Genomic DNA, 26,312 nt, shown 5'->3' with positions numbered 1-26,312 from the left:
AATGAGCAGTTTCTCTCTACTTATTTAAAGCCTATATTTACGCAACAGCCTGTTGCGCAATTACCCTGAGGGGGCACATTAAACGTTTCTGCAGGCATCATACAAAAACGCGTGTAGCAGACTCATCATTTTTAATAATGGAAGAAGTACAGGATAGTACACCACTGGTAAATGACATTAAGCAACTTATCGCGCATAGCCGCGAGAAAGTGGCCACTACAGTCAATGCTGAAATCACCTTGCTTTACTGGCTAGTTGGCAAACGCATCAATGATGAGATACTGAAAAACAGCCGAGCTGCGTATGGCAAGCAAATCGTGACTACACTCGCCCAGCAGCTGACGCAGGAATACGGTGCCGGCTGGAGCCAAAAGCAACTGCTGCACTGCATCCGATTTGCCAGCATTTTCGATGATGAGCAGATTGTCTACGCACTGCGTAGACAATTGACCTGGACGCATATCCGGACAATCATTTACTTGGATGATGAGCTAAAGCGCAACTTTTATATCCAGATGTGCAGGCTTGAGAAATGGAGCTCACGTACCCTGCAGGACCGGGTAAGATCTATGCTCTACGAGCGCACAGCAATATCTAAACAACCGGAAGTCACTATCCAGAATGATCTGCAACAGCTGAAGGATTCTAGCCAGCTCACACCTGAACTGGTTTTCCGAGATCCGTATATTCTTGATTTCTTAGGTTTAGCAGATACCTATTCAGAGAAAGATCTGGAAGCCTCCATATTAGCAGAGCTGCAGCGCTTTATAATTGAGATGGGAAGTGACTTTGCTTTTGTTGCCCGTCAGAAGCGCATTACCATCGACAATCGGGACTACTACATTGACCTGCTCTTTTACCACCGGCGTTTGAAGTCCCTGGTGGCGATTGATCTGAAAATAGGCGAGTTCGAGGCCGGCTTCAAAGGGCAAATGGAGCTATACCTACGGTACCTGGAGAAACATGAAATGGTGGAGGGGGAAAACCAGCCGATAGGGCTTATCCTCTGCACCGGCAAGAACAAGGAGCATGTAGAGCTGCTGCAGCTGGACAAAAGCAATATTCGCGTAGCCGACTACCTGACGCAACTTCCACCGAAAGAGCTACTGCAGGCAAAGCTGCATCAATCCATTGAGATTGCCAGAAGCAGGTTGTCAAAGGAGGAGAGCTAGTAAGAGGAGCGCTGAAAAGAACCTACAGAACATAAAAGCAGGTATAAAGCACTATCGTTTTGAGTATAAATCCACTCCGGGCAATTCCGTAAAGCATAAGACAGCAAGTTGGGAAACAATGGAGTACAGGCCGATTGATACACAGAGGCAGTATGAGTTTGTCGCCAGGCGCATAGAGCAGCTACAGCATGCTGCCCCCCACGCGCCGGAGGCAGATGAGCTGAAGATACTGACAGAACTGATAGTGGACTATGAGCTGAGGATGGCGGCTTCTGACGATAAGCCGTCCGGAGCCTCTGCGCCTGCCTCTCCGGCATAGCTGAAACCGATGCGGAATCCGTAACCCGCGTTGTGTATTGCGCCATGCGCCTACCCCCTTATTTGTCCGGAATTGCACCCTTCTCAGAAAACGCCCCTGTTTAACATAAAAGTGGTTATGGGGGAAGAGAAGCCTTTGACAGCTAACTGGTCAGAATGAAAGGACTGCTTTAGATGGGCAGCAGGTTGCCGTCACTTTTACAGCATCCGTCCTACCGCTACATCGTCGTTCTCTCAGAACCGGACCAGCAGGCCGCCGCCCCAGTGGTAGCGGGAGTCGTAGCCGCCGGTTAAGGCAAAGCGCTTGTTGAGCACGTACTGCAGGTCCAGGTGGTACTCCCGGTCGGTGTTAACGCGCCAGCCGAAGAACAGGCGGGGCAGCAGCCAGGCATCGCTCTCCAGGTTCAGCCGCACGTGCCCTTTGGCGTTCACCCGCAGCTCCGACTCGATGAAGAAAGGCAGGGTATACCGCACCCCGACCACCGGCAAGGCGAATTTCTGGTCATAGAGCCTGTCGCCGTTCAGCACGCTATAGTACTTCTCGCGCAGCGCAGTAACCCCGACAAAGGGCCGTAGCCACTGCGTCAGGTACCGTTCGTAGCTCAGGTCGGCCTCATACTGCCCGCCGTAGTTGGCATCGGCCTCCATCCTGAAAGCGCTTTTGGTGTTGGTATAGTTCGCGTCAAACTCCACCATGTTGCTCTTGGCGGCGATGCTCCCGAAGAACACCCGCATGATGTCCTCTTGCAGCAGCCCCTTGACCGGGTATGGCTGCATAATGGGGTTGCGCTCGCTGCCCTCGTAATGCACGATGCGGGCCATGCCGCTCACCAGGTGGTAGAGGATGTGGCAGTGGAAAAACCAGTCTTTCTCCTCATCCGCCGCAAACTCGATGGTGATGGTGGTCATGGGTGGCACATCCACCGTATGCTTCAGGGGCGCGTACTCTCCCTGGCTGTTGAGCACCCGGAAGAAGTGGCCGTGCAGGTGCATCGGGTGGTTCATCATGGTCTGGTTCACCATCTTAAAGCGCACCACGTCTCCTTTTTTTATGCGGATGTAGTCGGCCTCGGAAAGCACTTTGTTGTTAATGGACCAGACGTAACGGTACATGTTGCCCGTCAGGTTGAGTGTGTATTCTTTGCGCGGCCGCGACGCCGGGAAGTCCGTTTTGTGGAGCGCCCGCAGCATGTTGTAGTTATACTCTACCAGCGTGTCGTTGTCCTGGCTGCTTTCCATCGCCATGTCCATCCCGGCCATACTTCCTTTCTGCGGATTTTGCACCGTGTCCTGCTGCAAGGTATGTTGCTGGGCGGCCATGCCTGGCGGCATGTCTTTCATTTTTTCGGTGGAGTCCGGCATAGTCATGTTGCCCATCTGCATGGTGTGGTCCATATGCATGCCCGGCATCTGCATCGGTTTGGTAGTATCCGGTTGAGGCTGCTCCATGTGCATGTCATGCATGCCGTCCAGCTGCATCTTCTTCTTTCCCTTTTTCTTGTCCATCGGCATACCCTTCATGCCGCCCATGTCCATGCCGGCCATTGGGCCGGGCATGTTCACGGCCATTGCCGGCATCATGGCGCTCATTAGCCACACGTTCGGCTTCGGAATAGCAGGAGGCGCCAGCGTGTCGCCGCGCCCGAAATAGGCGGAGGCGTAACCCGACACGTCCTCGGGGGTGGCCCGGAACTCGGCGGTGCCGCTGGCGGGGATGGTGAGGATGAAGTCATAGGTCTCGGCCACGCCCACCAGCATGCGGTCCACCTCCACGGGCTCCACATCGTTTCCGTCCGCCGCCACTATCTGTAGCTTGCCGCCGCCATACTGCAGGTAGCAGTAAGAGGAGGCGGCGCCGTTGATGAAGCGCACGCGCACGCGCTGACCGGGGCTATACTTCGACAGGTCCAGCCGGGGCCGCCCGTCCAGCAGAAAGCGGTCGTAGTACACATCGGCCACATCCATGGGCGGCATGCGGTGGAAGGCCGCCTTGAGGCGCTCGCCCCACGCGTGGTGCTGCAGCAGCTTGTCCAGGCTCTGGGCATAGCCTTTCCGGAAAGAGTACCACTCGCTGCCCTCGTCCTCCCGGCGCAGGTTCTTCATCACGCTGCGGGGCTTTTCGTTGGTCCAGTCCGAGAACAGCACCACCACCTCATCGTCCACCGCATAGCGCTTCTGCCGGGGCTCAATCACAATGCCCCCGTACAGTCCCACCTGCTCCTGCAGCATGGTGTGTGAGTGGTACCAGTAGGTGCCGGACTGCTTGAGGGCGAAGCGGTAGGTTAGGGTCATGCCGGGCCGGATGGGCGGTGTGGTGAGGTAGGGCACGCCGTCCATGATGTTGGGCAGCAGCAGGCCGTGCCAGTGTACCGACGTCTCCACCTGCATGCTGTTGTGGACGTGTATCACCGCAGAGTCGCCTTCGGTGAAGCGTAGCGTGGGGGCCGGGATGGAGCCGTTCACGGCGATGGCGCTCACTCTTTTGCCGGTGTAATTCACGGTGGTATCGGCAATGTCCAGGTTGTACTCCACCACCTTTCCGGTGAAGGGCGCCGTGCTTGCCTGGGGTTGCGGCTGGTCCGGGTGCTGCCGGGCAAGCAGCAGCGTGGGCAGACTAACTATAAGTATAAACAGAAGGGGAATTTTTTTCATGGGAAGAATGGAAAGCCCGCTGTGCAGGCAGAATGGGTTACTCAATCGTGAAAGTCCAAAGATGTTATACCGGCCAACGGGAAGTTTGTTACCTACCCATCAAATATGTACAAACCGAAGTGAAAAATATAAACCGATTTTACGTAGCTGGCGTAACTGAAATGTTTTCAGCAGGTTGCCGGAGTCGGCTATGGCAATGATGAACAGGGGCAGCGCGGCCGAAGCAGCGCTTTGGCTGGCTTGCCGCGCCGCAAACTGGCAAATCAGTCGATTATTTAGTACATTTACCTACTGGAGAAGACATTGCCGGTTGAGGATAACAATGCGCAGAAAAAAGAAACAGGACAGATACACACAGGTGACGGGGCTGCTATTGCTGGCGGCCTTCCTGTGCATGTATGTGGTTCAGTTTGCCTGCAACGTGCCGCACCTGGCGCAGCGGCTTCAGGCTGTTGCCATGGCTCCTGCCGCAGCACCGCACAGCCACCATGGCAGCGAAGCCGCCCCCCACGAACATAGGCAGGCCGAAAAAGGCCATCACAACGATAGCCACAGTCACGGTGCTTCCTCTAAAGACAATTGCTGCTCCGGCCTGGAGGCAGGCCCTTTGCTGCAGGCCGCCATGCACACCACCCTGGTTCCCACTGCCAGCCTGCAGCCTTTTGGCGCGGCCGTGTTCTGCAAGGCCCTGTTGGTGTTTTGCTTCAGCAACCTCACGGCTGCCATCTCCCATCCGCCCCCGGATTTCCTTCAACCCAAATTCCCAGACATCCGGGTGTTCCTGCATTCGCTTATCATTTGATGTACAAGCCTTCGCGTTGTTTCTGACAGGTGCTTTCCAGCTGCCGGACAGGAACATGGCGTGGTCGTGCCTATGGACGGCTGTCTTTCGCAGCATCCCATTCCGGCGCGCCTGTTATCTATAGAACTTATACATCAATTACCATCGCTGCGGCAGCTCTGGCTTCCGCAGCGGTGCAATCTTATTTTCAGTGATGGAAAAGGGGAATAGCGACACAGGGCACCACAAGGTGCTGTACATAAAAAACATGGTTTGCCCGCGCTGCATCAAAGTGGTGCGCGACGAGCTGACGGCCCTGGGGCTGCACGTGGTAACCGTTGCGCTGGGGCAGGCGGTGGTAGCGGAAACCGGCGAAGCGCAGGAAGCCGCCATCGAGGCGGCGTTGCGCCATAACGGCTTTGAGCTGCTGCGCAATAAGCGGCAGGAGTTGGTGGAGAAGGTAAAGCTAACCGTGCTCGACCTGATTTACCAAGGCAAGCTGCCCCTGCTTAAAACCACCGTTGCCACCTACCTGGCCGAGGAGCTCGGGAAAGACTACTCTTCCATCAGCACCACGTTTAAGGCGCTAGAAGGGGTGGCGCTCAACAGGTATGTCGTGCTCCAGAAAATATCGCGGGCACGCGAGCTGCTGGAGTATGATGAGCTCAGCATCGGGGAAATTGCCGGCAGCCTGGGCTACAGCAGTCCACAGCACCTCTCCAGCCAGTTTAAAGAGGTGACGGGCCTGACGCCGCTAGCCTACAAAAAGCGCGCCCACCTGCCCCGCAAGCCGATTGATAACCTGTACTGACGCAGTGGCAGAGGGGCCATGCTTCCTGTGGAAAGGCAGGGGCAACTGCACCTGCGTAGAGGGGGTGTCGGCTCCGTTATACTTTTATACTTCCAGCGCACCCTGGCCTGCTGTTTATATTTTATACAAAGCATCTCATATAAAACATTCACTCTAAATCTTTAAGCATCATGAAAAACAAACTGATGGGCCTTGTACTGGCTACACTTTCGCTAACCGCCTGCAACGGCGCAAACACGGAACAGGCAAACACCGACGTACCCGCAGCCGCTTCGCCGCAGGCGGAGGAGACAACAGCGGACATGCCCGCTACAAGCGCCATTCTGGACAGCTACCTGGCGCTGAAGAACGCGCTGGCCGCCGACGATGGAGCAGCTGCCGCCAAGGCAGGCGACGCCATGGTATCGGCTATGGGTAAATTCGACAAAGCTGCGCTGACGCAGGAGCAGCAGGGGGTGTACGACGACATCATCGCCGATGCCAGGGAGCACGCCGAGCACATCGGCCAAAACGCCGATAAAATAGAGCACCAGCGCGAGCACTTCGAGATACTCAGCAAAGACATGTATGATTTTGTGAAGGCGTTTGGCACCAGCCAAACGCTGTACCAGGACTTCTGCCCGATGTATAACAACAACAAAGGCGCCTTTTGGCTGAGCAGCACCAAAGAGATAAGCAACCCTTACCTTGGGAAAAGCATGCCTGCTTGTGGCCAGGTGAAAGAGGAAATCAACTAGCGATGCGCCTCCCTTACCGCATGCTGCTGGGCGTGGGCATCGCGTTGCTTGCCATTCAGTTGATACCGCCTGCCCGCCCTGACAGCGGGCAGGCGGTCACGCGCGACATTGCCCAAGTATACGGGATGCCTGAAAATGTACGTGTGCTGTTTAAAAACGCCTGCTACGACTGCCACAGCGACAACACCCGCTATCCATGGTATTTTAGGGTGCAGCCGCTGGGCTGGTGGCTGACAAGCCACATAGAAGACGCCAAGGCCGAGCTTAACTTGAGCGCCTTCGGCGCTTACTCCCCCCGAAGGCGGCAAAGCAAGCTGCGGGGCATGGTCAACAGCCTGCAAGATGGCACCATGCCGCTACAGTCGTACACGCTGCTGCACCCGGCGGCGCGCCTCTCGGATGCTGAGAAAGCGGAGATGATACGCTGGATAAGAAAGGCAAAAGCCAGCAGCGGCACAAGTCAGGAGCAGCCCTGACAGCTTGCAACACAGCAGCGAGCCTTACCTGTAATTGTAAGTATTAAGTATAAAAGGCACGTTCAAGTGCCCTGTGTTTAGTAAAATTTACCCACTCCTTACCTTTCCTCGGAGGGGGAAGGAGTGGTTTTTTAAAACTACCGTTCAGCGCAACGGGTGTTAAGTACAAGTCGCGGATGATTCGTAGGGCCTGCCCCTCCGTTGCCGAGCTTCTGATTTGGCGCTCAGCTTCCCTATCCTGTTTGGGAGGCAACGAAGCCAAAACCGTACAATCTCACCCGTACATGCGCTGGTTAGCGCTTATATATTTTAGGGTAATTTGTACAAATTTATGGTGAGTTTTCCCCACGTAAACCTTCTGGCAGTTGAGCTAGCGCGCCGCGCGTGCGGTTTAGGGATAGGCGGCCTGCTCCTATGCAGTCCCCATGACCGCCGGTGTTTTCTTTTGGTTTGTACGCAGTGGTGTCCTCGAAAACGCTTTGCTGTGCCGTTTGGGCAGCTTCTAGCTAATCGCAAAGCTTGCTTTTTACTCTTCCTGTAAGGCCTGCATCCGCTGTTCTTCCTGCTCCTTCTCCCGGCTGCATTTCCGGAATCACCGTTTTGCCGGCTGCTGCAGCCAGTAACTTTTAGGTGAGATGTACGGTAAAATATAGCACTTTATTAATTTTTACGTTTCATTAATCCATCCTGATTATGGCAAATTTTGTACAGCAACGCTATTCTCGTGCCCAGGTGCTTTGGCTTGCCGCGGCACTGGCAACAGGGCTGTCAGCCTGCTCCGGCAACGGCGGCAAGGAGCGGGCCGACGAAGGCGCCGCCGCCACAGTGCACCAGGACAGCCAGCGCAAAATCACCCCCTCCGACATTGCCCTGCCGCCCGGCATGCAGATTGAGGCGGTGGCTACCGGGCTCAGTTACCCGGTGGATGTGACCTTTGATGGCAACGGCAATGTATACCTGGCCGAGGCCGGCGGGCACACCTACGGCACCAAGCCTGCCAATGCCCCGGAGGCACGCATTCTGCAGCTGATGCCAGACGGCAGCCAGAAGGTGCTGTATGACAAAGTGGTGCCAATCGATAACATCAAAAGCAACAACTCCTCGGCCGATATGGAGGAGGGACTCATTCCGCCGGTAACCGGCGTCACCTACCACGAGGGCAAACTCTACATCGCGCACCGTTCCCGTTACTCCACCTATGACTTGGCGACCAAGGAATTCAAGACGATAGTAAACGGGCTGCCGTCGTGGGGGGAGTTTCTCAATGCGAAGCCAATCTTTAAAGACGGGAAAATGTACTTTTTCCTCTCCACGCAGGGTAACTCCGGCGTGCAGGAAAAGCATTGGGTAAACGTCATCGACATTTTCAACAAGCCCGAGGCGCATGAAATCCCTGGCGAGGACATCACCCTGACGGGGCAGAACTTTTGGGTGCCGACCGGCAAAGTGAAAATCATGCAGGCAGACTCGGTAAGCACTGGCGTGTATGTGCCGCTCGGGCAGCAAACCAAGCCGGGGCAGGTGATAAAAGGGGAGAAGGTATGCAACGGCGCCTTCTTCAGCTGCAACCCCGACGGCAGCGGCTTGCAGCGCATCGCCTGGGGCATGCGCTCCAGCTTCGGCTACCGCTTCTCACCGGACGGAAAGCTCATCACTACCATGAACAGCGCCAACCCCATGCCGCCGCGCGGCCTGTACTTCGATTATGAGCCGGTGTATGAGGTGGTGCAGGACGAGTGGTACGGCTGGCCCGACTACTACAGCGGCATTCCCATCACCGACAAGCGCTTTGGCGTGAAGGAGGAGGACCAGAAGTTTGTGCTGACAGCGGAGACGCGCAGTAAGCTGCTGAAGGGCAAAGACAAGCCACGGCAGCCGGTGGCGCTGCTGCCCGTGCACAGCGCCGCAGAGGGCATGGTGTTCGGCAACAGCGGCTTTGGCGTGCCAGAGCAGGACATTCTGGTGGCGGAGTTCGGCGTGATTATCCCGTTTTTCAAAGGCAACGCGTTTCATCCGGAGCTTCCCAAGGGGGTGCCTACGGAGGAGAACGCGCCGCCCGGGGTAAAGTATAACTGGCCGGGCTTCAAGGTGCAGCAGGTCAACCTGACCACCGGACAGGCCAGCGACTATATCCACAACAAAAACAACCTGCCTGCCTCAGCCAAAGGCACCGGCGGCCTGGAGCGCCCGATACAGCTGGAGTGGGGACAGGACAGCGCACTCTACATCGTCGATTTCGGGGTGGTGGAGTTTGAGGACAGCGGCATGAACGCCCACCCCTTCACCGGCGTGCTCTGGAAGATGAGCAAATCCAAGTAGTGCCTTAACTAAACCTAGATAGATTATGAAGTGGACGTATCCGGTCCTGGCTGGTTTTATTGTGTTAGTGCTGGGTTTTGGGCTGCTGAATGTGCTCAAAGAAGACCTGGAAGTAGCCCCCTGGGCGAAGAACGGCGCGATGGAGGGCCGCCTGACAGGGCACACCAAAAACGTGACCCGCGTGGAGGCCGCTAACGCCAAAGACCTGCACCACTACCTGAAAACGGCTATTCCCTACCAGGAGGCGCAGGTCGCGGCTGACGCCCCCACAAAAGAAAACTGGGAGGACTTTGTGCGGGCAAGTATAAAGCCCACCGAAAACCCGCAGCATGTGCTGGTGCTGCCCGGCGGCGGCGAGCAGGCGCTGCAATGGGCGCTGCCCGCCATATACTATGCCTTTTACTATGGCTCGCCCCTTGTGTTTGCCCATGATGGCAACGTGTCTGCCGCTGATGCGGCCAGGTATAAGCACCTGAAAGCCTTTCTCATCGGGCCGGAGGAACTGGTCTCTGCCGCGGCAGCAGAAATGTTTGCCAGCTCGGAGCGGGTGGCGGGCCGTGATTTGGCTGACCATGCCGTGAAGCTGGCGGAAATACGCGACGAGGCCCATGCGTTTGGCTGGGGCCGCACCCACGACCGGCGCAACGGCTACTTCCACTATGTGCTCACCACCCCGCGCGACGCGCTGCTGGGGCTGGCGGCCCTGCCGTACGCCGTCAGCAACAACGCCTCGCTGCTGTACGCCTCCGATGAAGGCGGCATACCGGCCGCGCTTGACCGCTACGCCTGGAGCCAGCGCACCGACTGGTTTGTGTCGCCCTCCGAAGGCCCGTTCAAACACTTTTGGGTCGTGAGCCCTTTGGTGAGCTACGCGGCGCAGGGGCGGCTGGACCTGGCGATAGAGAAGGCGGCCTACGCCAGCATGGGCGACATCTCGCTTGGGTACATGGAGGCGCTGGCCATCCTGCTGCTCGCGCTGGGCATCGCCTCGGCTGTTTTTGTGCTGCTGCACGCCAGCTATACCTTGCAGATGGTACACATGCCTATCAAAATCGCGTGGTGCCTCACTGCGCTGGTGCTGCCCGTGCTGGGGCCGGTGCTCTACCTAAATGCCTATAGGCGGCCAGCCTACCAGGATGAAAAGGGCATGTGGCACTGGCTGCGCCCGCAGAACATCCAAAGCGCCGCCGCCACGGCCATGGGCTTCGGCTATGGTGCCCCGCTGATGGTGGCCATCGGCTTCCTGTTCGTGTGGTTCGGCTTCCCCATCTTCTTCCCCGCCTGGATAGAGGGGCCGTTTTTCTGGCTAGGGGCGGGCATGCCATTGATGATGTTTGCCATGTATGTGCTGAGCGTGCTTGTGGTGTGGCCGATGGTGCAAGTGCCGATGAAGGAGATGATGCTGGACATGCCGAAGAAAAAGCTCGTGCGCGTGGCCTTTGGCACCACCGCCCTGAGTATGCTGGCCGTTAGCCTGGGCATGATGACAACCGCCTGGTGGACGCTGATGTACCATATCCCGATGATGCCGAAGGAAGACGATGTGCTGTGGTTTGGCACCATGTGGCTGGCCTGCATCGTCGGCTTTCTGGTTGCCTGGCCGCTCAACTGGCTGATGATTCGGTCTCATTTAAAACCTGGAAACGTATGATTCGCAAACACCTTTATAGTATAGCGTTCCTCTTTGCGGCTGCCTCCTGCGGCACTACCGAAGGCCCTTCCGGCGCCGGAGACATGCCTTTGCAGCATGAGGCCAACTTTACGGCTTATACCGTGCGCCTGCCCGGCAGCAACCCTGAGGAGCAGGCCATCCTGCTGACGCAAACGGTGTATGCTGCCACCCGCGAGGACAATGCCGTAGGCGCGATAATCCTGTCTCCGCAAGATGAAAAGGTGGCTTTTACGGCCATGCAGCGCATCACACACATGCCCGTAAACGCGCCCCTGCTGTACCTCTCCAAAGACGGGCACCTGCCGGAGGCGACCCTGAACGAGATGCGGCGGCTGAAGCCAGACGGCGTGCTGCAGGACCACCGCATCCAGGTGTATGCCGTGGATGTGCCGGAGGCGGAGGTGGCGAAGGTGCGGGAGGTGCTGGGCTACAAGGTGCGCACCTTCCGCGCACCCGACCCGGTGCAACTGGCGGAGGTGCTGGACCGCTGGCAGGCGGCCCTCAAGTCAAACCACCCGGACGAAGTGCTCGTCTCGGCTATTGACCACCCGGATGGGCTGAAGTATGGCATCGGCGCCATGGGCTGGAATGCGCACATGGGCAAAGGCTTCGCCTGGGTGTATACCGATTCCATTCCGGCCGCCACCAGGCACATTCTGGAAAGGCGCTACGGCGATGCCGGCGCGTTTATTTATCTCACAGGCGGGGCAGATGTCATATCAGACAAAGTGGCGAAGGAGCTGGGGCAGTATGGTCTGGTGCGGCGCATCGCCGGTAAAAACGTGTATCAGGCCAACACCGTAAACGCTGGCTACAAGGACTATGGCCGAAACTACGGCTGGTGGTGGAACTGGGAGCCCCGCGGATTCGGATGGGGCATTTCGGAGGCGGGGCACAACTTTATAGTCGGCAACGCCGATAACATGCTCGGCATGATTCCGGCGGCGGTGCTGGGGCACATGGGCAAGCACGGCCCCATCCTGCTGGTGGAAAAAGACAGTGTGCCCGAGGCCGTGAACGGCTACCTGGCCATGGTGAAGCCTTTCCCGACGGGGCCGCAGGAAACCATCCTGAACTATGGCTGGATTATAGGCGACACCGGCAGCGTATCGATGGCCACCCAGCGGCAGGTGGATTTCCTGCTGTCTCCTTTCAAACAACCGAAGGCTTCTAAACCGCTTGCAGCAGCAGACACACTCCAAAAGAAATGAACAACAACACCATACCTAAAGAAGACGGCGACCTGCTGGTCGGCTATACCAATTCCGACCCGGCGGGCAAGCCGCTGTACCATCCCGCCATGCTGCGGCTGGCCATCCTGTGGGCTGTTGTGCTGGCGATTGCGTTTGGTCTGCTGGCCTACTTAGTGGCAAGCGGCACCTGGCCGATCCGTGGGTTTGGGCAGTTTGATTCGGCCGGAAACGGGCCGGCTGCTTTTGTGGGTGTGGTGGTCGGCGCGGCGCTGGGCGGCCTGATAGGTGCCTTGCAGGGCCTGCGCCGCATGGTGAAGTCCGGCACCAGTCCGCAAATAAAAAAGAACAAACACGGGAGCGACAGATAAGCGTACATCTTAGCCTATGAACTACCTATACTTGCTGGCGGGGATTTTCCTTTTCGTGGGCACCATCGCCGACATTGTCAAAACCACCCTCTCATCACAGGGTGGCGGCGGCATCACCAACGTGGTGTCCAAAGCCGTTTGGAAGCTTTTCTTTGCGGCGGCAGGTCACCGCGGGAAGTCTAAATTGTTGGGTTACGCCGGGCTGGCGGTGCTGCTCTGCATCCTGCTGCTCTGGATTTTGGGCATGTGGGGCGGCCTGTTTCTGATGCTGCTCGCTGACCCGGATGCCGTTGTCAACAGCAGCACACACGCCAGCGTGTTGGAGAAGCTATACTATGCAGGCTACACCCTCTCCACCCTGGGCAACGGCGGTTATATGCCGGGCTCCAACAGCTGGCGGCTCGTTACCGACATCGGCAGCTTTTCGGGCCTGGTCTTCATCACCACGTCTATCACCTATTTTGTGCCGGTGCTGTCGGCTGTGAACCTGCAAAGTCAGCTCAGCCTGCTCATCAACAGCATGGGCGAAACGCCTCAGAAAATAGTATCCAACAGCTGGGACGGGAATGGCTTTTCCGCTTTCACGGACAATGTGCCTTCCCTGTGCCAACTGCTGCTGAAACATACCATCGACCACCATTCCTATCCGGTCATCCACTATTTCCACAACAGTAAGCAGCGCCTCTCGGTGGTGTTGAGCTTGGCCAAGCTGGACGAAGTGCAACTGCTGCTGGCGCATGCGGTGCCGGCGGGCAACGGAAACGACCAGCTGAAACTAGCCATGCTGCGTGCGGCGCTGGAGGATTACCTGGGCGTGGTGCTCCAAAACTACGTGCACACGCCCGATAGCAAGGGAAAGTTGCCTGTGCCTGATGTAGGACAGCTGGCGGAGTATAAGCTGCCACTAAAGCCGCTGCCGGAGATAAACAGTCTTTTTGAACAGCAGCTGCGGCGGCACCGGGAGCAGGTGAACGCCTTGCTGCAGAACGACGGCTGGGACTGGCAGGACATTTACCAAGGGCAGACGGTGCCTGCTTAGCATAAAGCGGCGGCTAAAGCCCATACTGCCGCGGCAAAGGGCACTTAACCCAAAGGTGGGCAGTTACGTTTTTTTATCATCAAACAAGACAATCGCTGTGGCCCCATTATTCCAGTACCTGCTCCTGTTCGGCATGCTGCTCCTGACGGCGGCCTTTGCGGGCATGCTGTACCTAATCCGCAAATCGCTGGGCAAAACAGTGCAGGAGCCAGGCAAAAACATTCCCGCGCAGAGCGGCGCGCTGGCCCCGAAGCCCGCTTGGGGCCGCTACCACGTGCATTACTATGGTTTTGCGCTGCTTTTCCTGTGCTTCGACATGGAGATGGCCTACATGTATCCATGGGCCGTGGTGTACAAAGAGCTGGGGCTGACGGCGCTGCTGGACATGGGCGTGTTCCTGCTCATCCTGTTTCTGGGGCTGATTTATACCTGGAACCAGGGCGGTCTGCGGCGGCAGTAAAACGGGTTTAACGGAGGTTTATACTTTGAAGTAACAACAGCATTTCAAAAAATGGCAGCGATGCAGCACTACTCTACCACAGAACAGATGAAAACCGGTGCCAGAAAGGGGGCCATGCGTTTCCTCAGACGGTTGCTGGCGAAAGCCGCTGCCCACGCACCGGTGCTGCTGGTGGTGCCGGGGGCGGAGGTGGCGCGCACGCAGGGATGGAATTTTGAGGCCGCAAGTATAGCCGTGGCGGACAGTCCGCGGGAGGCGAACGCTTTGCTGGTGCTAGGCCCGCTGTCGGCGGAGCTGGTGCAGCATGCCGCGGTGGCCTATGCGCAAATGCCGCGCCCGCGCGTGCTGCTGTTCTCCGGGTTTGAAACAGCAGAGCCGCTGCCCGCGCCGGACCTGCTGGTCACTTCCGAAACGAACCTGAAGGCAGCGCTGCAACAGCTGCTGGCGCAGCATGCATGGCGGTCCGGTGCCGCGCCTTACCAACCGGAAATGCTGCAACAGGCGGCGGAAAAAGCCTCTGGGGAGCAGGGCCATAGCATGATGCACCACGACCACAGCGGCGGCCACGACCATCAATCCCATGCAGGGCACGATATGCAGCAGCAGGGGCATTCGACACATCCGCATGGAGGCCACAGCGAACACCCGAAGCAGCCACACGAGCATACTGCCAGCCACGACCACCATACTTCAGAACACCCAACGCATCTGCAGCAGGAAAATCATCCGAAAGAAGAAAATCCGGAATATACAAAAGAGCAGCAGAAGGAAAGTGGGGAGCAGCAGAAACAGGGGCAGCCGGACCACGCCATGCATCACCACGGGCAGCACGAGGAGCAGGCATCGGAGCAGCACAAGGGAGAAATGCAGCAGGGGGAGGGAGCGCACCAGATGCAGATGGACCACGACAGCATGAACCATGATAGTATGGACCATGGCAGTATGGACCACGGCGGCGGGCATGACATGGGCTTTATGTCGATGGTCATGATGACGAAACACATGCCCCGCAGCGCAGACGGGCTGGCTATGGAGCGGAACGAGGCGCACTTCGGCCCTTTTTTCCCCGGCTTGCCCGGCGGCCTGCACATCCGGATGACGCTGGACGGCGACACGGTGGTAAAAGCGGAAACGAAGCAACTGCCCCTCCGCCAACGTATGACCGCTGCGCTGCCGATGGAGGCGCAGGCGTTTGTGAGCCAACTTTCCCAGGCGCACCCGCTGACGCCCGAAACCTACCGCCTGCTGGCGGAAAGGGCCCTGGCCAATGCGCTAGGGTTTCAGCCGGAGCCGCAGCAAAAGTGGCAGGAGATGGTGGCGCTGGAGCAGGAGCGGGTGCTAAGCCACCTGAACTGGCTGTCCACCTTCGGCGTGTCGGTCGGCAGCGCCTGGCTGCAGCAGCGGGCGGCGGCTTATTATCAGCAGTATAAAACCAACCCGGGCCGCGCGTATGACCTGCTGCGCTTTCTGCAGCAGGTGCGCCAGCTCCCGTATCTGAAGCAAAAGCTGCAACGGGCGGGCGCAGTGCCTGCCAACCTGCTGCACCACGTGTCGGGCCCGGCGGCCCGGGCAGGGGGCGCAGCGCAGGACGTGCGGACGCAGGAGCAGGCATACCGAGGGCTGGGGTTTGAGCCGGTGACCGAAAGCCAGTCCTCCAATGCCTGGGGAAGGCTGCTGGTGCGGCTGGCGGAGACCGGGCAAAGCGTACGGCTTGCGGCCCAGGCGGTAAAGCAGCCGGAGAAGCACCCAACACGCAAAGCGGCGACAACCTACGGCGGTTCAGGAGAGGGCCGCGCCAGCATCGAAACGCCCCGCGGAAAAGCGGACCTGCACCTGCACCTCCGCGAGGGCATCGTGCAGCACATGCACCTGCAAATGCCGTCGTTTAGGCTGCTGGCGATGGTGCCCACGGTGGCCGAAGGTCAGGAACTGTCGGATGCGCTGGTGGGCATCGCCTCCTTGGATATTTCGCCCTGGGGAATCGGGCTGTAAAGTATAGACAAGTATAAACAAGGTATGGAAGACGTGTACAGCCGGCTGATTTTTATTTTCCTCTTTGCCGCCGGGGCGTACCTGCTGGCGGTGCTGGAGCGCTGGCTGTGGCACGGCAGCTTCCGCCCGGCGCACCCGGTGCAGGCGCTGGCGCGGCTGCTGGTGCAGGAAAGCGTCACGCCCCGTAAGTATGACAAGGTGTTTTTTGAGACGGCCCCGTTTCTGTTTATCGCCGCCGTGTTGGGGGCGGTGTGCGTGCTGCCCTTCGCCGAGAACCAGGCCATCCTGCACCTGGCGACCGGGGCGCTCTTTGTGAACGCGGCGCTGGCCTACGTGATGGTGGCGGTGCTGATGGCGGGCTGGGCCCCGAACGGCGTGTACCAGCTCATCGGCGGCTGGCGCTTTCTGGGGCAGCTCATCGCTTATTCCATGTCCATCGTCATGACCATCACGGCCACCGTGATGCGGGCCGAGTCCATGGACATGACGGCGATTGTCACGTCCCAGGCCTCGCTCTGGAACATCGTCTACCAGCCGGTCGGTTTCCTCCTGTTCTATGCCGCGGCCATGGCGCTGGCTTTTCTGCCGCCGTTTAATGCGCCCACGGCCCCCGGTGAGCTGGCGGGCGGGGTGTGGGCCGAGTTCACCGGCACCAGGCTGCTGGCGTTCCGGCTGGGGCGGCTGCTGCTGGTGCTCACGCTGTCGCTGAGCGTCACGGTTTTTTTTCTGGGCGGCTGGCTGGGCCCGTGGCTGCCGGGGGCGGTGTGGGTGCTGCTCAAAACGCTGGCGGTCGCCGCGTCCTTTTTGGCAGTGGGCCGCTACCTGCCGCGCATCCGCCCCGACCACTTGCTGGCCTGGAGCTGGAAATACGCCACACCGGCGGCGCTGTTTAACATCCTTTGGGTCGGCATCATCTTACTGCTATGAGCGAGGTGCAATTCGGTTTTCTGGTGTGCTTCGGGCTGGTGGCCATCTGGTTTGGCTGGCGCGTGTTCAGGACCAGCTCCATGGTGCGATCGGCCCTATCGCTGCTGGCGTCTATGGCGGCGATGGGCGCGATGTTTCTGGCGATGGAGGCGGAGTTTCTGGGGGTGCTGCAACTGATGATGATGGCGGCGGAGATGTGCATCATGGCCGTGTTTATGATGATGTACATGATGGACCCCGGCGGCATGGGCCAGATGGACATGACGCATCAGCCGAAAGCCGCCGCGGCAGGCGGGGTGGCGGCGGGGATTACAGCCGCCGCTGTGGCGGTGCTCGCCTTCCACGGAAGCACCATCCCCGCCGCGCCTTCTCCCGGTGCCCAGAATCACGACCTGGGTATAGAGCTGATGACGCGCTCGATGATGCTGTTCGAGACGGCGGGTGTCTCGATTCTGGTGGCGATGATTTCCGCGACCGCGACAGCGCTGGCCTATAAAACCAACCAACAAGAAAACTAACATATGGAACTGACGGTGACACTGCTTATCGGGGCAGTACTTTTCGGGATTGGCATGTATGGCGTGCTGAGCCAGACCAACCTGGTGATGCTGATGATGGGCGTGGAGCTGATGCTGGGCGCCTGCATGGTGAACCTGGTGGCGTTCTGGCGTTTCCGGCACCCCGACAACTACGCCATCCAGATGTTTGTGCTGGTGGTGATGACGGTGATGGCGCTGGAGGCCGCCGTTGGTTTTGCCGTCGCCACGCAGCGCTTCCGCTCCAAAGGCTCCGTAGAAGCGGAGGAGGCCAACGAACTGAAAGGCTAAGGCATGGCGGCAACGATAGGTATACTTGCACTGGTGATAGGGGCCCCGCTCGCGGCGAGCGCGGCCATTTATCTGTTCAGAAGCAAGGGGCACGTACTCGGCATAATGGGGGCTCTGCTGTCGCTGGCGGGGGCGGCGTGGGTGCTGGCGGCCGTGCAGCGGGGGCAGCGGGTGGCGCTGCAAATGCCGGGGCTGCCGCAGTTCCCGTTCCGACTGCAGGCCGACCCGGCCGCCGCCTTGCTTGCCGTGGTCGTGGGCACAGTGGCGCTTTTTATCTTCCTGTATGCCTATGGCTACATGGCCCCGGAAAAAGGGAAAACGTGGTTTTGGGCCGGCATGTCGCTCTTTCTGGCCGCCATGCAGCTGCTGGTGCTCTCCGGCGACTGGGTGCTGTTCGTCACGGGATGGGAGCTGATGGGCTTTGCCTCTTACCTGCTCATCGGCACCTGGCACTGGGAGGAGGACGCCCGCCGCGGCTCCGCCAAAGCCTTTCTGCTGACACGCTTCACCGACCTCGGCCTATACCTGGGCGTCTTCATTATCTTGATTCACACCGGCTCCAGCTACATCAGCGGCGCTGCGCAGCCGGCCGTACCCTTGCTCGGGGCCCTGGCCTTGCTGCTGGCCGTGATGGGCAAGTCGGCGCAGGTGCCGTTCCAGAGCTGGCTTTCCGGGGCCATGGCCGGCCCCACGCCGGTGTCGGCGCTGCTGCACTCGGCCACCATGGTGGCGGCCGGGGCTATTCTGCTGCTGCGGGCCTTCCCGCTGCTGCCCGCCGCCGCACTGCCCTTTATCGGTGCGGTCGGCGGCGGCACCATACTTTTGACCGGCCTCACCGCCTTGGTGTCGAAAGACCTCAAGCAGCTGCTGGCGGCCTCCACCTCCAGCCAGCTAGGCTTTATGCTGCTGGCCATTGCGGCGGGCTTCCCGGCGGCGGCCTTCGGGCATCTGCTGGCGCACGCGTTCATGAAGAGCAGCCTTTTTCTGGGGGCGGGCGTTTTTCAGCACGGCTACGACGGCACGGCCTTTGAAAAACTGCGCGGTGCCGGGAAGCGGCTCCGGCCAACGGCGCTGCTCTTTGCGGTGGCGGGCGTGGCGCTGGCCGGCATCCCGCCGCTCATCGGCTACTACTCCAAAGACGGCATTGTGGCGGCAGGCTATCAGTCGGGCGGGCTTGGCCTATACTTTGGCGTGGCCCTGCTGGGCGCCTTTTTCACGGCGGCCTACATGGCCCGCGCCGTCCGGCTGCTCTACACCGGCACGGCGGCGAAGCCAGAGGTGGAGCGGCTGCGCAGGATGCAGCTGGGGCTGGTCGCTTTGGTTGTGGTGGTGGCCTTCGGCGGCATTTTCCTGGAGAGGGTGGCGCTGTTTGCCGGGTATGAAATCCCGACTGCCGGCATCGCCAAAATCGGGGGGCTGGCTGCCGCTTTGGCTGGGCTGGCGGTTGGCTGGTACATCCGCTCCGCCAGGGTGTTTGGCGGCGCGACGGGGTTTCTGCAAAAGAACTACCCCGTTTTGGGCGGCTACAGCGCTTTGGTCGCGGCCCCGGCGATGCAGGTGGCGTACTGGTGCGCGGCCTTCGACAGGCAGCTCCACGCCTTCGTGCTGAAAGCCGGCGCGGCGGCGAACGTATTCTCTCAACTCGCTAAAACCATAGACAGCGCCTTTCGCGACGTCACCTGGATAACCGGCACCGAAAGCCTTTCGCTGGGCCGCTACCTGCGGCGGCTCGACGACGAGGGCCTGGAGGCGGGGGTGTCCGGGGTGGCCGCCTCCGTAAAAAAGCTCGGCAAGCAGGCCAGGCAGCTGCAGTCGGGGCTGGTGCACCGGGAGCTGCTGTGGTCGGTGGCCGGTGTGGCCGTGCTGCTGCTTTTATGGTTGGTTTCGATGTATGACTGAGGCCATAGTATAGAAAAGTCTCCCCTTGAGGGGGATAGGGGGATGAAAAGGCGCTAACGGAACAAAGCAGCCTTGGCTAAAATGGATTCATCAAGAATGGATTCATCTAAAATTGCCTTAAAAAATATATTCGCAGGTGTAATCATCCCCCCGCCCCTTCAAAGGGGGACAAAAAACATTGCCTAACGTGCTCAAAATTACTATTAGCAAAGTCAATGGGTTTAGGAGGAATAGTATGATTTTCAAGTATAAACAGTTGAAAATCATACCAGCTGTTTTGTTTCTATGCCCCATACATACCTGAACTAAATGTGTCACTATACTTGAAACATGGAAAACTCTTACGCTTTCCCCTTGCTGTCTGTTTTGCTTTTTCTGCCGCTGGCGGGCGCGGCGGTTATACTTGGCGTCCGGCCCAAAAGCCCGCGGGTGGCGCATGCGATAGGTATCGGCGCGGCGGCGCTGGCCTTTGCCGCGTCCGTCGGTGTGTGGCTGCGGGGCGTGCCCGGCGGTTTCTCACAAGTGGAGGAAGTCAGCTGGATACCCTCGCTGGGCGCGGCCTACCGCGTGGGCGTGGACGGCATCAGCTTTCCGCTGGTGCTGCTCACCACGCTGCTGTTTCTGGCCACGCTCCTCTACTCCATCAAAATTAAGGAGAAAGCGGCGACCTATGTGGCGCTGCTGCTATTGTTGGAGACGGCCTGCCTGGGCGTGTTTCTGGCGCTGGACCTGCTGCTGTTCTACGTCTTTTTTGAGGTGACGCTGGTGGGCATGTACTTCATTATCGCGGGCTGGGGCCACGAAAACCGCAAGCAGGCGGCGCTCACGTTCTTTATCTACACGCTGGTGGGCAGCCTGTTTCTGCTGCTGTCGCTGCTGGCGCTTTACCTCTATGCCGCGCCGCACACTTTTGATATGCGCGCCCTTGTCGCCCACCCGCCCTTGACCGGCCTTGTCGCCACGCTCGCTTTCTGGGGCCTGTTTCTGGCCTTTGCCATCAAAACACCGCTGTTCCCGTTTCACACGTGGCTGCCTGCCGCGCACACCGAGGCCCCCGCGGCGGGCAGCACCATTCTGGCTGGCGTGCTGCTGAAGCTCGGGGGCTATGGCTTTCTGCGCTTTTCCCTGCAGATGACGCCGGACGCCTTCCGGGAGTATGCGCCAGCAGTGGTGGTCATCGCAGTGGTGTCGGCGCTATACGGAGCGTTTGTGGCGCTGGCCCAGACCGACATCAAGCGCATGGTGGCCTATACCAGCGTGAACCACATGGGCTACATGGTGTTTGGCGTGGCTGCCGCCGCCGTGGCCGGTGCCGGGGCCCGCACCACGGCGCTGGACGGGGCGGTGCTGCAGATGGTGAGCCACGGCGTGGTGACGGGCATGCTCTTTCTGCTGGTGGGGGCGCTGCAGGACCGGGTGAAGACGCGGGAGATGGCGCAGCTGCGGGGGCTGCTCCATACGGCGCCGGTACTGAGCGGGCTGTTCATCCTGGCGGCATTCGCCTCGCTGGGGCTACCGGGGCTGGCGCACTTTCCGGCGGAGTTCCAGATTTTTTTGGGCGGCTACAGCGTGTTTCCGGTGGCGGTGGGCTTTCTGCTCCTCGGCCTGCTTATCACCACGGCGCTTTACATCCGGGCCATCCAGAAGGTGTTTATGGGCGAGCGGCCGGAAGGCGTCACCGACTACGGCGACCTGGGCGCGCGGGAGCTGTGGGCCATTGTGCCGCTGGCTGCCGTTATACTTGACGTTGGCGTTTTTCCGGGGCCGTTGCTGGCGCTGATACATGAAACGACTAAACTGCTGGGCCTATGAGCCAGATGGGAAAGGACCTGTTGCTGTTGCTGCCGCAGCTCATCGTGCTGCTCACGGCCGTGGGGGCGCTGGTGCTGGAGATGCTGCGCAGGCCGCTGGGCAGCCTGGCCCTACTTATACTTGGCCTGATGGCCGCCGCCGGACTAAGTATAAGCCGGCTGGGGCTGGAGACGACGGCCTTTTCGGAGACGTTCCGGGTGGATGCGCTCAGCCAATGGGCAGTTATCCTGCTTTGCGGCGCCACCATCCTGCTGGCCCTGCTGGTCCGGAGCGAGCTGTGCGGCACCGGCCGCGAGGGCACCGTCTATAGTTTGCTGTGCTTCAGTACGCTGGGGGCGCTATTGCTGGCCGGCAGCGGCGATGTGATGCTGCTGGTGCTGGGGGTGCTGCTGAACAGCCTGAGCGGTTTCGCGCTGGCGGCTTACCCGAAGACGGACGCGGCCACGGAAGGGGCCCTGAAGTACTTTGTGTATGGCTCGGTGGCGGGCGCGCTGATGGTTTTTGGCCTCACCTACTGGGTGGGCCTCACCGGCAGCACGCTGCTCTCCAGCCTGCACGACCCGGACTTGTCGCCTTGGGCGCTTGGGTTTGGCTTTGTGGCGCTGGTGGCGGGCCTCGGCTACGCGGCCTCCCTTTTCCCGCTGCACTTCTGGACACCCGACACCTTTGAGGGAGCGCCTGTTTCCATCGCCGCCTTTCTGTCGGTCATCCCAAAAGTGGGGGCCATGTTTGCGCTGGCGCAGGTGGTGAAGGAGCTGCCGGTGGCGGCGGTGAACTGGCCGCTGCTGCTGGCGGTGCTGGCGGTGCTGGCGGTGCTGAGTATGACCTTTGGCAATGTGGTGGCCCTGTGGCAGCAGCACCTCGTGCGGCTGCTGGCCTACTCCACGGTGGCGCAGGCGGGCTACTTTCTGCTGGGCGTGGTGGCTATCGGGCAAAGCAATCTGGCCATCGATGGGCTGGTGGTGTTCAGCGCCGCCTATGCCGCCATGAACGTCGGTGCTTTTGCGGTGGTGCTGCTGAGAGGCAACAAGCTGACGGATTACCAGGGGCTCGGCAAGCGCAGCCCGTGGCCTGCCGTCGCCCTCACGGTTTTCCTGTTCTCGCTGGTGGGCATTCCGCCGCTGGCGGGTTTCGCTGGCAAGTTCCTGCTCTTCAGCGCCGCCATCGACAGCCACTATACCTGGCTGGCCGTGGCAGCTATCCTTAACAGTGCGCTGTCGCTGGCGGTTTACCTCCGGGTCATCATCCCGATGTATGGCGGCAATGCCTCCGTTGCGCAGAAACAGCCGAAGCTGGCTGTGGCGGTGTGGGCCTGCTGCCTAGGGCTGACGCTGTTGCTCGGGCTTGGCGTGCAGTGGCTGCTAGAGGGATAGGTAGTTCTTTATAGTCAATACGTTTATAGACTGCGTCATAACTTATCGTAAAAGGGAATAGGATAATTTATGAACAGTTGACTATAGATGTTTTCAATCCAACTTTTGGCGAAGGAGAGTTTGCTGCAACAACTCTCCTTCGCAGTGCTGCTGATTTTCTCCAGTTCCTCCAGCGTCTTGCTAAGCACCTCTTCACTTATGGCATTCTTTACCTATTTCCAAATGCGCTCAATGGGGTTGAGGTCAATTGAGTAAGGAGGCAAACTCACCAGCACTACCCCTAACTCCATCGCTTTGGCTTCCACAGACTTTGCCAAATGCGTCCTGTGGTTATCCCACACCACGATCGTTTCAGCCTCCTCATTGGCAGCCCGTATGGCCTCCAACATCCGCCTCATCGTCTGCTTTTCCCCTGCCAATGAAGAGAAGCACGCTTGTACAAATAAGAGCGTAGAAGCCAAAGAAGTTACGTTTCTTCCTGTCAATCACCGTAATTTAGGACGGGTCATTTTATAGCTCTTATCCTGCCTCGTCCTGCTATAGGTTGACAACCCAATCTCAAAAACGGCCCGAATAAAGCGACGGGGCAGGGGAGTACCTCTAACAGCTCTCATTAGACTCAGTGCTTCTCCTTTTGCCATCTCATATAACTATGTCTCTTTAGGAGTGAACCACTGAGTTTATGAGACATTCAGGCCAATAAGCGCCTGCTATGTGAAGGGTACTGCCACGATGGGGTTTTGCACTGCAATCTTTCTGACGTATAGTTTATCTGTTAGTTCAGCTGCATTTACCTGACTGCCGTTCGTCGGTTTAACGTAGTCACTACTTAGATGTAGTAGTTGGTTGCAACAGAACTAACAACAGCTAAGGCACCGGGGCATGCAGCGGTTTCCGCTGGGGCTGATCTTCGAGGCTGCTCTGGGCGCCACGCTGACAGGGGCTCCCTCCGAAGGCTCCCCGTATTTTCCGCGGAAACGTAAGCGACAACGTTTAAAAACCTGCTCATTCAAAATGACAGTTGACAAACCTGGACTTAGAGGAAAACGCGCGGCGACGCTTGCCCAGGTGTTGTTATTCTACATGCTGAGCCTCCTGGTGCTGATGTCCACGTCCCGACTGGCCAAAGGCCTGCCCGCAGAAGCCGCTGATTTACTGTCTGTCTCTCTGGCGTCTGTTTTGACCTTCCTTTTGGTTTACCTGTTTGCAAGGTGGGGGAGGCTCCGCTTGGCAGACGTCGGGGTGGTTCCTGGAAAGGCTACCCTCCAGCGATTCATTACAGGGTATGCCGTCGGGTTGCTGATGGCAGCGACGCAAGTGCTGACAGTATATGGTTTCGGCCACCTGCGGCTTACCCTCGTGCCAAACATGGCTGCCTTGCCAATCGCGTTAGCGTTCCTGCTTTACTTTTCTGTTGCCTGCAGGGAAGAATTGGTTTTCCGCTCCTATTCGCTCAGAAGCCTCGCGTCTTCTTTTTCATCATCAGCGGCCTTGGTCTTAATTACCGTGGTCTTTGTCTTGGAGCATGCCGCCGCCGGGATGACCTGGAGGATGGCGGTTGTCGGTTCCGGCCTAGGCGGGGTCTTGTTTGGACTGGCGGCCCTGAAGACAAGGGGGCTGGCTCTTCCTCTGGGGCTCCACAGCGCCTGGAACTTCGGGCAGTGGGCGGCCGGCTTCAAAAACGGGCCGGGCATTTGGAACGCTGTCGTTGAGAAAGGGCATGAGAGGGAAACTGAAAACCTCGGCTTGGCAGCTTTTGTGCTGGTGATGCTGTTGGCAATAACAGGCATCGCCTCGTTCTATAGACGGAAAAGCGCTGAAGAAACAGAGCCGCCGCACACATCGAGCCCCTGAGGCAACGGCTTGGCAGCGACGGCTCAGCCACACAGCTTTTGGTGTACTTGGGAAACGGCGGGGCTGAAGGAGCACGTAATACCGCAGCTTCAGGCCCGCTCCTAAACGCTCGTTATTTACCCTGTCGCTGCCACCACCGATAGTCTTCCTCCGAGAGGTTGGCTTTCATGTACTCCTCCATGCCCCGGTCATTGAGCTCTGCCACGAAGCGGCGGAAGTTGAGCACGTTTTTGCATTCCTCGAAACCCATCTTCCGGAAGCTGCTTTTCATCGGCTCCTCCAGGGATCCTATCCAGTCCTGGAAGTGGCTCGGCTGCGGCTCCGCCTCTCGCTGCTTATAGTAGTCGCCGGCCATTAGGCCGACGCGTTTGAACTGTTCCTCATCCATTGCTATATAAATTGCTATATAATAGGTGTGCTTTAAATCAAAGAAGCCTTTTCCCGCAGCTTGGAGATGGCCTTGCCGTAGTCCCGCTCATTGAGGGGGAAGAAGTCAGCCGTCAGCCCGGTGAAGGTGAGCCCGTCCCAGGTGCCGGAGCTGTCGCAGTACATGAGCAGGTATTCTTTGACGGGTACATGCTGACTTACGTGCAAAAGGATGGCGCTGATGTTGTTGGTCACCGACATGCCGCCCCTGTCCAGGTCCCTGACCCAGACCACGTCCCTGTCGATGCCCCACTCGTAGTCCGAGCGGGCGGCCTCTGCCTCCGTGTTCGTGCCTCTTTGCTTTTTCATTGGTTTAAAGTTAAGCCTCTTTTTTGAAAGTCGGGAGGGGTTTTTACCTTTGTTACATACCCTCTACGAACGTAGAGATGGGGTAATGCCGCCGGTTGGAACACAAGCCTACTTTCGCTCGGCACCCTTTACACTGGCATATCATTCTTGTTCTGCATTATTTTCTAATTCATTTCCTCCTGCACCCTGTGCTTTGCTGTCTCGATGAGGCTGCAGACTTGCTATGAGGAAGCCCATGGCCACCTGTCGGGGTTTGTGCTAAATATGCGCGCATGACCGCCTTTAGGCTTCTATTTCTGCTGGAGCCACCGCAGACGCCTTCCATTCCACTCCAATTCTTCCGTCACGTCCCTGTACTGTCCATGCAGGAAGGCCAGCCGGTCGTGGTGCAGGTCGCTCCGGAGCAGTGCCAGCACGGCCTCCTGGTAGCAGTAAAGCGCCTTTTGCTTCAACGTGTAGTAAGTAAGCCGGCTTTCCCTGGCAAGGTGTGCCTCGTTGTCCAGGCTCCAGAACTGGCCCGGGAACAGCCGCTCTATTTCAACCTGAAAGGGGTTATGGTAAACTATGTTCATGTATTCGTCCTCGACTGTGAGAGTGGGGGCGCGCCAGCCAGGGGCCGGCGCGGCGGCCGGTAGTGCAACCGTTTGCAGCTTCCGCTTGGCCTTGTTGGCGTACACGCGGCACTTGTCTGAGCAGTAGATGGTCTTGGGCTTATTGGTCCAGAAGCCCTGCTCGCAGTAGGGGCAGTTCCTCTCGTAGACTTTGGAATTAGCGGGAAACTCCTCGCGGCTGAACTTTGGCATATCGGTTAAATAGGAGGCGAATATCGTAATAATTACGTTATTTATTTAATATTTTTTCCTTATCCTGATTCCCCAACAATTAGATTAATGTA

At 58.6% G+C, this 26,312-nt stretch carries 25 protein-coding genes; 19 read left to right on the top strand and 6 right to left on the bottom strand.

Going from position 1 to position 26,312, the window contains the following annotated elements; all coding sequences use genetic code 11:
- The first annotated feature begins 137 nt into the window (after window positions 1–137).
- Together ABDW72_RS19765 and ABDW72_RS19760 are read left to right on the top strand one after the other, a co-directional pair.
- A complete protein-coding gene (locus ABDW72_RS19765; RefSeq protein WP_347160351.1) occupies window positions 138–1,172 on the top strand; it encodes a PDDEXK nuclease domain-containing protein in 1,035 nt (344 codons plus the stop codon).
- Window positions 1,173–1,290: 118 nt separating this feature from the next.
- Window positions 1,291–1,491, top strand: coding sequence for a hypothetical protein (locus ABDW72_RS19760; RefSeq protein ID WP_347160350.1), 201 nt, complete (start codon window positions 1,291–1,293; stop codon window positions 1,489–1,491).
- 233 nt (window positions 1,492–1,724) lie between these two features.
- On the opposite strand, the gene ABDW72_RS19755 is transcribed toward ABDW72_RS19760, so the two are convergent.
- Window positions 1,725–4,142, bottom strand: coding sequence for a multicopper oxidase domain-containing protein (locus ABDW72_RS19755; protein WP_347160349.1), 2,418 nt, complete (start codon window positions 4,140–4,142; stop codon window positions 1,725–1,727).
- Between the two features lie 370 nt (window positions 4,143–4,512).
- Window positions 4,513–4,929 (bottom strand): hypothetical protein, encoded by a 417-nt coding sequence (locus ABDW72_RS19750; RefSeq protein ID WP_347160348.1) that lies wholly within the window; start codon window positions 4,927–4,929, stop codon window positions 4,513–4,515.
- A 208-nt stretch (window positions 4,930–5,137) separates the two neighbouring features.
- Between ABDW72_RS19750 and ABDW72_RS19745 the strand changes: the two genes are divergently transcribed.
- From ABDW72_RS19745 to ABDW72_RS19670, 16 genes are all read left to right on the top strand, one after another.
- A complete protein-coding gene (locus ABDW72_RS19745; RefSeq protein ID WP_347160347.1) occupies window positions 5,138–5,734 on the top strand; it encodes a helix-turn-helix domain-containing protein in 597 nt (198 codons plus the stop codon).
- A 170-nt stretch (window positions 5,735–5,904) separates the two neighbouring features.
- A complete protein-coding gene (locus tag ABDW72_RS19740; protein WP_347160346.1) occupies window positions 5,905–6,471 on the top strand; it encodes a DUF3347 domain-containing protein in 567 nt (188 codons plus the stop codon).
- Window positions 6,472–6,473: 2 nt separating this feature from the next.
- Entirely contained in the window at window positions 6,474–6,947 is a 474-nt protein-coding gene (locus ABDW72_RS19735) for a heme-binding domain-containing protein (RefSeq protein WP_347160345.1), read from the top strand.
- 693 nt (window positions 6,948–7,640) lie between these two features.
- Entirely contained in the window at window positions 7,641–9,266 is a 1,626-nt protein-coding gene (locus ABDW72_RS19730; protein WP_347160344.1) for a PQQ-dependent sugar dehydrogenase family protein, read from the top strand.
- 25 nt (window positions 9,267–9,291) lie between these two features.
- Complete coding sequence (locus ABDW72_RS19725) at window positions 9,292–10,917, top strand: DUF4396 domain-containing protein (protein ID WP_347160342.1); 1,626 nt, start codon at window positions 9,292–9,294, stop codon at window positions 10,915–10,917.
- A complete protein-coding gene (locus tag ABDW72_RS19720; RefSeq protein ID WP_347160340.1) occupies window positions 10,914–12,149 on the top strand; it encodes a hypothetical protein in 1,236 nt (411 codons plus the stop codon). Before ABDW72_RS19725 ends, ABDW72_RS19720 begins: the two co-directional genes overlap by 4 nt.
- A complete protein-coding gene (locus tag ABDW72_RS19715; RefSeq protein WP_347160339.1) occupies window positions 12,146–12,499 on the top strand; it encodes a hypothetical protein in 354 nt (117 codons plus the stop codon). The genes ABDW72_RS19720 and ABDW72_RS19715 overlap by 4 nt, the downstream gene beginning before the upstream one ends.
- Window positions 12,500–12,515: 16 nt before the next feature.
- Entirely contained in the window at window positions 12,516–13,538 is a 1,023-nt protein-coding gene (locus tag ABDW72_RS19710) for an ion channel (protein ID WP_347160338.1), read from the top strand.
- 97 nt (window positions 13,539–13,635) lie between these two features.
- On the top strand, window positions 13,636–13,998 hold the full coding sequence (locus ABDW72_RS19705) for an NADH-quinone oxidoreductase subunit A (protein WP_347160337.1): 363 nt from the start codon (window positions 13,636–13,638) through the stop codon (window positions 13,996–13,998).
- Between the two features lie 51 nt (window positions 13,999–14,049).
- The gene (locus ABDW72_RS19700) at window positions 14,050–15,990 is read left to right on the top strand and encodes an NADH-quinone oxidoreductase subunit D-related protein (protein WP_347160336.1); all 1,941 of its coding nucleotides are present in this window, start codon (window positions 14,050–14,052) and stop codon (window positions 15,988–15,990) included.
- A gap of 24 nt (window positions 15,991–16,014) precedes the next feature.
- Entirely contained in the window at window positions 16,015–16,917 is a 903-nt protein-coding gene (locus tag ABDW72_RS19695) for a complex I subunit 1/NuoH family protein (RefSeq protein WP_347160335.1), read from the top strand.
- Complete coding sequence (locus ABDW72_RS19690; RefSeq protein ID WP_347160334.1) at window positions 16,914–17,435, top strand: NADH-quinone oxidoreductase subunit J family protein; 522 nt, start codon at window positions 16,914–16,916, stop codon at window positions 17,433–17,435. The genes ABDW72_RS19695 and ABDW72_RS19690 overlap by 4 nt, the downstream gene beginning before the upstream one ends.
- A 3-nt stretch (window positions 17,436–17,438) precedes the next feature.
- The gene (nuoK, locus tag ABDW72_RS19685) at window positions 17,439–17,744 is read left to right on the top strand and encodes an NADH-quinone oxidoreductase subunit NuoK (protein ID WP_347160333.1); all 306 of its coding nucleotides are present in this window, start codon (window positions 17,439–17,441) and stop codon (window positions 17,742–17,744) included.
- A 3-nt stretch (window positions 17,745–17,747) separates the two neighbouring features.
- A complete protein-coding gene (locus ABDW72_RS19680) occupies window positions 17,748–19,643 on the top strand; it encodes an NADH-quinone oxidoreductase subunit 5 family protein (RefSeq protein WP_347160332.1) in 1,896 nt (631 codons plus the stop codon).
- Between the two features lie 330 nt (window positions 19,644–19,973).
- Window positions 19,974–21,455, top strand: a complete 1,482-nt coding sequence (locus ABDW72_RS19675) for a complex I subunit 4 family protein (protein ID WP_347160331.1) — start codon at window positions 19,974–19,976, stop codon at window positions 21,453–21,455.
- Window positions 21,452–22,828 (top strand): NADH-quinone oxidoreductase subunit N, encoded by a 1,377-nt coding sequence (locus ABDW72_RS19670; protein ID WP_347160330.1) that lies wholly within the window; start codon window positions 21,452–21,454, stop codon window positions 22,826–22,828. Before ABDW72_RS19675 ends, ABDW72_RS19670 begins: the two co-directional genes overlap by 4 nt.
- Window positions 22,829–23,040: 212 nt before the next feature.
- Here the strand turns inward: ABDW72_RS19670 and ABDW72_RS19665 are convergent, their stop codons facing one another.
- Entirely contained in the window at window positions 23,041–23,226 is a 186-nt protein-coding gene (locus tag ABDW72_RS19665) for a transposase (RefSeq protein WP_347160329.1), read from the bottom strand.
- Window positions 23,227–23,710: 484 nt separating this feature from the next.
- On the opposite strand from ABDW72_RS19665, the gene ABDW72_RS19660 reads away from it, so the two are divergent.
- Window positions 23,711–24,682: a CPBP family intramembrane glutamic endopeptidase gene (locus ABDW72_RS19660; protein WP_347160328.1), complete on the top strand. Its 972-nt coding sequence runs from the start codon at window positions 23,711–23,713 to the stop codon at window positions 24,680–24,682.
- 112 nt (window positions 24,683–24,794) lie between these two features.
- Here the strand turns inward: ABDW72_RS19660 and ABDW72_RS19655 are convergent, their stop codons facing one another.
- The 3 genes from ABDW72_RS19655 to ABDW72_RS19645 all read right to left on the bottom strand — a co-directional run bounded on the left by ABDW72_RS19655 (window position 24,795) and on the right by ABDW72_RS19645 (window position 25,989).
- Complete coding sequence (locus ABDW72_RS19655) at window positions 24,795–25,070, bottom strand: hypothetical protein (RefSeq protein ID WP_347160327.1); 276 nt, start codon at window positions 25,068–25,070, stop codon at window positions 24,795–24,797.
- Between the two features lie 32 nt (window positions 25,071–25,102).
- Window positions 25,103–25,417 (bottom strand): hypothetical protein, encoded by a 315-nt coding sequence (locus ABDW72_RS19650; RefSeq protein WP_347160326.1) that lies wholly within the window; start codon window positions 25,415–25,417, stop codon window positions 25,103–25,105.
- A gap of 290 nt (window positions 25,418–25,707) precedes the next feature.
- Window positions 25,708–25,989: a hypothetical protein gene (locus ABDW72_RS19645; RefSeq protein ID WP_347160325.1), complete on the bottom strand. Its 282-nt coding sequence runs from the start codon at window positions 25,987–25,989 to the stop codon at window positions 25,708–25,710.
- Window positions 25,990–26,312: the final 323 nt, after the last annotated feature.

Source organism: Pontibacter chitinilyticus, assembly GCF_039748935.1.
GTDB lineage: Bacteria > Bacteroidota > Bacteroidia > Cytophagales > Hymenobacteraceae > Pontibacter > Pontibacter chitinilyticus.
This window is presented reverse-complemented; position numbering and strand designations above follow the sequence as displayed.